The sequence below is a fragment of the Flavobacteriales bacterium genome (assembly GCA_013214975.1).
Lineage (GTDB): Bacteria > Bacteroidota > Bacteroidia > DT-38 > DT-38 > DT-38.
The window spans coordinates 1-4643 of sequence record JABSPR010000282.1 but is presented as its reverse complement, the minus strand read 5'-3'; the positions used below and the strand labels follow the sequence as shown (position 1 = coordinate 4643).

Below are 4643 nucleotides of genomic sequence, written 5' to 3'. Positions count from 1 at the left end.
AGTAGGTATGCACGCTGTTGATTGTGGTCGATTAGAAAAAGGATACAAGCACTGGGGTTCTGATATTACTCCTGATGACACTCCTGTTGAAGCATCACTTGGTTTCGCAGTAAACTATAACTGTGGTGACTTTATTGGTAGAGATGCCTTAGTTGCCCAAAAAGAAAGAGGTCATAGAAGAAGATTAGTAAACTTTGTTGTTGAAGATCCTGAAGTAATGATTTATCATGATGAACCAGTTTATAGAAATGGTGAATTACATGGAGAAAACACACACGGTGCTTATTCCTACACGATGGGAGGATCAATGGGTATGTTTTATGTTCACGATGATGAAAAGAAAATCACAAAGGACTTTATTAATGACGCAAAGTACGAGATCAAAGTAGAAGGAAAATTATATCCTATTAAAGTATATATGTTCCCTCCTTACGATCCGAAAAGTGAAAACGTTAAGAAGTAACAGTAATTATTAAAAAAGTAAATTCACAATCCAAATAAATTTATAAGAATAAAGAATCATGAAAGTATACGTTTGTATAAAGCACGTGCCAAATACCGCAGCAAAAATTACGCTAGAAGGCAGCACAGCTTATGATGAATCAGTAAAATTTGTTGTAAATCCTTACGATGAGTTTGCTGTAGAAGAAGGTCTTAAATTGGCCGATGGTGACGATGTTGTTGTTGTTTGTGTAGGTAAAGAGTCTGCTGCTGGAACAATGAGAGCTTCATTAGCGATGGGTGCTACAAGAGGTATTCTTGTAACTGTTGGAGAACAATTCATCTCTAGTGGTGTTACTGCTCAAGCTATTGTTAAAGCTATCCAAGCGGATGGTGAGCCAGGTATTGTACTTTGCGGAAAACAATCTGTTGACAGTGAAGGAATGCAAACACATTACAGAATTGCTAAAGGTTTAGGCCTTCCAGTTGTTTCTGAAGTTGCTGCAATGACTATTACTGGAACGGAAGCTGTTATCGAAAGAGAATTAGAAGGTGGTACTAGAGAAGTAATCTCTGTATCTCTTCCATGTGTAATTGGTGCTACTAAAGGACTAAACGAGCCTAGATATCCCAAATTACCAGACATTCTTAAAGCTAAGAAAAAAGAGATCAAGCAAATTCCATTGAGCGATCTTGGTATTGATGCTGCTGGAAAAACAACTGTTACTAATTTAGAAAGTGCTCCAGAAAGAGGTGCTGCTAAAATGATTACAGGAGATGCACAGTCAATGGCTAACGAATTGGTTGATTTACTAATAAACGAGGCTAAAGTACTTTAGCATTCATAACTAAATTATTATGGGAAATATAGGTATACTTATCGATGTTCAAGACGGACAGGTAAAAGAAACCAATTACGGTGTAATCACTGCTGCTGGTACTGGTACTGGCGAAAAAATCGCATTAATTGTTAGCGATAATGCTATTGATTGTAAAGATGCAGTTCAAAAATACGGTGCAACTAAAATTGTACATGTAACTGCTGATACTGCAGTTGATTCTGATCCAGAAGCACAAGGAAAAGCAATTGCTGAGGCTGTTAAAAACTTTGGAATTGAAACACTAATTGGATTAAGCACTGCAAAAGGTAAAGATCAATTGGCTAGAGCTGCTGCTGAGTTAGATGCTCCTGCTATCTTAGATGTTATGGGATTAGACATCAACGCTAAGACAGTAACAAAATCACATTTTTCAGGTAAAACTTTTGCTAGCATAGGTTTATCTGGTGACGTAGTTGTAATTGGAATCAGAATGAACGCTATTGAAGCTGTTGAAGCTGGTACAGATGCTGCTACTGAATCTTTCCAAGCACCTGTTGGTGGAGCTGGAAGAGTTAAAATTACAGAGGTTAAGAAAGTTGAATCTAAAACTGTTGAATTAACAGAAGCTAAGATTGTAATTACTGGTGGACGTTCTTTAGAATCTGCTGATAACTTCTCTATTATTAGAGAATGTGCAGAGGTTGTTGGTGCTGCTGTTGGCGCATCAAGAGCTGCTGTTGATTCAGGATATGCTCCTCATGCAATGCAAGTTGGACAAACAGGTAAAACTGTAAGCCCTAACTTATACATTGGTTGTGGTATATCTGGTGCTCTTCAACATTTTGCAGGCATGAAAACTTCTAAAGTGATTGTTGGAATTAATACGGATAAAGACGCTCCTATTTTCAGTAACTGTGATTACGGTGTACTTGGAGATCTTTTCGAAGTTGTACCAGCACTTACGAAAGCATTCAAAGAGAAATTAGGATAGACTCCATTTTCTTATCGAATTAAAACGCCGCTCAAATGAGCGGCGTTTTTTTTTGCTCTATGTTTATATGTTAACAACTGTTAATATTATGACTTAAACATATTTGGATGAAGTACTAAGGTTACCTTAATTAGCTATACCAAATAACATTAAGTTAATGGCTAAAGCCCATAATAAATTCTTTTTTCATTTATTCCTTGTAGCTTCTCTTCTACTATCCACTATTAATGGGTTTGCTGGAGGATTTAGCTCTTCATCAGACATAGAAATCATTTGGCCTGGTGTTATTATGGAAGGGTTCGATTACGAAATTGGCATTCGTCTTCCCGCTCAAATTGGAACGACAATAGAAGATGGCAAACTAAAAGTAAATATCAACGGGAAAGATCAAATTGTTGAGATCGAAAGATTTCGGCCAAGCTCTACTTTAGGAATAAGAAAAGGAGACCTTTTTAAAGGATGGGGAGATGGTGAATTCTATGAAGGCACGTTTGAATTAAAATTCGAAGAAACAACAGAAGTTACAATTCAAGCTGCCGGTGCTTCGTTTGAAGAAACAATAAACCCAATTCCAATTTGGACATCTATACTTCCTCCATTAGTCGCCATTCTAATGGCCATGTTTTTAAAGGAAGTGATATCCTCCCTTTTTATGGGAATGTTTGTCGGAGTAGCTATCTCAGCTTATTACTCCAGTGGATTAATTGGTATTATAGCAGCACCACTTACTGTATTAGATACCTATATCATGTATGAAGTATTTGACTTATATAGGGCACAAATTCTCGCATTCTCTTTCCTTATTGGAGCTACTATTTGTTTAGTAGCTAGAAGCGCAGGTATGAGCGCAATGATTAATACGCTTTCCAAATACGCGAAGAATGCAAAATCCACCCAGCTTACTACTGCGATAATGGGCATTGCTGTTTACTTCGATGATTATACAAATTGTTTAATCACAGGAAACACAATGAGAAGAATTGGAGATAAGATGAGAATCTCTAGAGAAAAAATGGCCTATATTGTTGATTGTACTTCTTCACCGGTTGTTATGCTAACAATAATAACCACTTGGGTTGGCTTTTTAATTACATGTATTGAAGATGGCACCTCTGGTGTTGAAAGCATCACTGAATCGGGCTATTCAATTCTGGTAAATTCCCTTGCCTACATGTTCTACCCAATATTTGCACTAATCTTTTTATTCACGATTATCCTATCTGGAAGAGATTTTGGACCAATGTATGACGCGGAAGTAAAAGCTAGATTAGGAAGTTCTAACGAAGAATCAGATAATGATAATGAGGCCGATGAACAAGATGACATGGCCCCTATTCCTGGAGTTAAACCAAATCTAATAAATGCAATTATTCCAATTGGAACCATGGTATTAGGAATAATATTAGGTATGTTATATACAGGATGGGATTCTGCGTTATGGAATGATGACAGTCTATCCTTTACTGTTAAGCTTTCAACAATAATTGGTCAATCCGACTCTTACGTTGCTCTACTATGGGCAACACTTTCTAGTACTGGTATTGCAATCCTAATGTATGTTGGTCAAAAAATCATGACTCTTTCAGAAGCAATTGGCGCCGCCTTTACTGGTCAAAGATTATTTTATGACGCGTTAGTAATGCTAGTACTGGCATGGGCACTGAGCAGTCTGGTTAGCGACATGCACACCGCTGAATATATTAGTAGTCTTCTTCTTCAAATGAACTTAAGTTATAGCGTATTCCCGGCAATAGTATTTGTCTTATGCGCGATAATTGCCTTTTCCACCGGATCTTCTTGGGGAGTTATGGCCTTATTGCATCCACTTGCAACCCCAGCAATGTGGACGCTATGTATGGATGTAGGATTAGGACATGCAGAAAGTATGGATATGGTTTACAACGTTGTTGCATGCGTCTTTTGTGGAGCTGTATGCGGAGAAAACGCTTCACCATTAGCTGACACAATGATACTTAGTACCATGTCTTGTAAATGTAACCACATTGAACATGTTAGAACTATGGCGCCATACACCTTTACCGCTGGACTAATTGCTTGTTTACTTGGAGTTCTTCCCGCGGGATATGGAACACCATTCTTTATTACACTTCCACTAGGGGCCGCAGCTATATATGCTGTAATTCGGTTTGTCGGTAAGAAAGTGGAGGAAGTCCCCTATTCTCCAATAGAAAAAGGTTAATTTGAGTATTGAAAATCCTTCCAAAATAAATGAGTTCTAATTACGATATACTTTTCGAAAAAGTCCAGATTGGCCCTATTACAGCGCCAAACCGATTTTACCAAGTTCCTCATTGCAACGGATTAGGTCATAGAATGCCTAAAGCCCTGGCAGCAATGCGAGGCATTAAAGCTGAAGGCGGCTGGGGTGT

The 4643-nt window shown here is 37.9% G+C and carries 4 protein-coding genes and 1 pseudogene; all 5 read left to right on the top strand.

Annotated features, from left to right (window positions below):
- Positions 1-463: aminomethyl transferase family protein (locus tag HRT72_09095; GenBank protein NQY67861.1), on the top strand; the 463-nt coding region annotated here is incomplete at its 5' end.
- Between the two features lie 58 nt (positions 464-521).
- Positions 522-1280, top strand: coding sequence for an electron transfer flavoprotein subunit beta/FixA family protein (locus tag HRT72_09090; protein NQY67860.1), 759 nt, complete (start codon positions 522-524; stop codon positions 1278-1280).
- A 19-nt stretch (positions 1281-1299) separates the two neighbouring features.
- A pseudogene (locus HRT72_09085) lies at positions 1300-1854 on the top strand (hypothetical protein).
- The gene (locus HRT72_09080) at positions 1753-2253 is read left to right on the top strand and encodes an electron transfer flavoprotein subunit alpha/FixB family protein (protein NQY67859.1); all 501 of its coding nucleotides are present in this window, start codon (positions 1753-1755) and stop codon (positions 2251-2253) included. Before HRT72_09085 ends, HRT72_09080 begins: the two are co-directional and overlap by 102 nt.
- Positions 2254-2410: 157 nt before the next feature.
- Positions 2411-4453, top strand: coding sequence for a Na+/H+ antiporter NhaC family protein (locus HRT72_09075; GenBank protein NQY67858.1), 2043 nt, complete (start codon positions 2411-2413; stop codon positions 4451-4453).
- Positions 4454-4643 lie beyond the last annotated feature (190 nt).

Excerpts from the sequence above, each read along its gene's own strand:
- HRT72_09090 (NQY67860.1), top strand. The coding sequence starts at position 522 with ATGAAAGTATACGTTTGTATAAAGCACGTGCCAAATACCGCAGCAAAA.
- HRT72_09080 (NQY67859.1), top strand. The coding sequence starts at position 1,753 with ATGAACGCTATTGAAGCTGTTGAAGCTGGTACAGATGCTGCTACTGAA.
- HRT72_09075 (NQY67858.1), top strand. The coding sequence starts at position 2,411 with ATGGCTAAAGCCCATAATAAATTCTTTTTTCATTTATTCCTTGTAGCT.